At 57.8% G+C, this 1,535-nt stretch carries 1 protein-coding gene; it reads right to left on the bottom strand.

What is annotated here, in order from left to right; genetic code table 11:
• Window positions 1–312: 312 nt before the first annotated feature.
• Window positions 313–1,464 carry an IS110 family RNA-guided transposase gene (locus B9A23_RS22060; RefSeq protein ID WP_084281545.1) on the bottom strand — a complete coding sequence of 384 codons (1,152 nt, stop codon included), beginning with the start codon at window positions 1,462–1,464 and terminating at the stop codon, window positions 313–315.
• Window positions 1,465–1,535 lie beyond the last annotated feature (71 nt).

Below are 1,535 nucleotides of genomic sequence, written 5' to 3'. Positions count from 1 at the left end.
TCGACTTGTATGATCCGGGCCTTGTCAAGATACCATTGAACGGTTCCTTTTGATGATGGGCTGGGGGCCCCCACACGCAATGCTCAAGGATTGGCTTCATTCGTTCCGAGGTCAGCTGATGCACTATCCGTGCATAGACTTGTATCCGGTCGCGGCCGTGCCCGCGCACCATAATCCGTATTCACATCCCCGGATCGAGCAAAGGCGGATGCGGACCAAACTATTACTGGGCGTTTTCAGGCGCCATCAATTTTCCCGGTCACACATCACACCAATCCGCGTCGCCTTAACGAGCCTGTTGCAACATAGGCATCAGGCGGCGCGGAGCTCGGCACCTTGAGGGACCAGACCGGTCTCCACAAAGCGCCAAAGCGCGATTAACAATTTTCGGGCGAGCGCAACGATCCCTACCTTTGCCGCGCGAGCGCCGTTGCCTTTGAACCGGGTGCGATACCACACGGTCAGTTCGCTACTTGGCTGATATTTCAACCAACACCACGCAAGTTCCACCATCTGCACACGTGTGCTTCGGTTACCGGCTTTGCTGATGCCTTGATCACGCGAAACGTCGCCGCTGGCGAAGGGCGCCGGAGCTAACCCAAGGAAGGCCGCGACGTGTCGTCGGCTTTCGAACTTTCGGCAGAAAACCTCTGCGACCAACATTGCCGCGCTGTTCGGGCCAATACCCTTCAGCTGCTCGAGGCGAACCGCTTTATCGCGGCATGGAAAGGTGGACTCTTCATCGAGCACAACTTGGGCGCGGTCCCTCTCGATGTCCTTGATCTGATCGTTGAGCAACGCAAGCCGTCCGAAACAGCGCTCAATCTGTCGACGAAGGTTTGGTGGCAAAGGCCGCCCATCGCCGGTGCGCATGTCGTCGAGTTGGCTCGACCATTCACCGCCCTTGATGGCTTTGACAGATCGTATGCCTTGCAACGCAAGGAGCCCCCTGATCCGAGAGATAATGCGGGTGCGCTCATGCACCAGATCGCCGCGCTCGCGCATTACTCTGCGTGCGTCCTCCTCCTCGGGAGAGGGCACCTCCACGACACGGCACACGCTTTTGTCGCCAGCGAGATAGGCTTTCAGAATCCCGATCATGGCTTCGGCGTCGATCCGGTCAGTTTTTGCGCGCCTGCCTCGCCGCGACACGAGGAAGCTGGCGGGATCTAGCACATATGTATCGATGTCGTTCGACCGCAGTAGCCTTGCGAGCCAGAAGCCATCATATCCAATCTCGAAGCACAGGCGAATGGCGGCAGGTTCGCCGATACGATCAGCGGCCTTGCACTCAAGATTGCGAAGGTGACTGATCAGTGCCGCGCTGTTCCCGGCAGGAATTGTCCGCAGCGAAGGCTTCGCCGCTCCTAGCGAGAGAGAGGCAACAAGCCAGTTGCGCTTGCTGAGCTCAACGCTGACAATGACAGAAGTCTTGGGGCAGTAATCTGACGACGAGTTCTGCATGTAGCGTTCTCCGTGAGGTTTGACGGAACAACGGCATAGCCGATCCGACCTGCATAGGATCTATTACGACA

The sequence above is a fragment of the Novosphingobium sp. B1 genome (assembly GCF_900176395.1).
Taxonomy (GTDB): Bacteria; Pseudomonadota; Alphaproteobacteria; order Sphingomonadales; family Sphingomonadaceae; genus Novosphingobium.
Note: the sequence above shows the minus strand (reverse complement) of the source record. Positions and strands in the feature narration are given on the sequence as shown.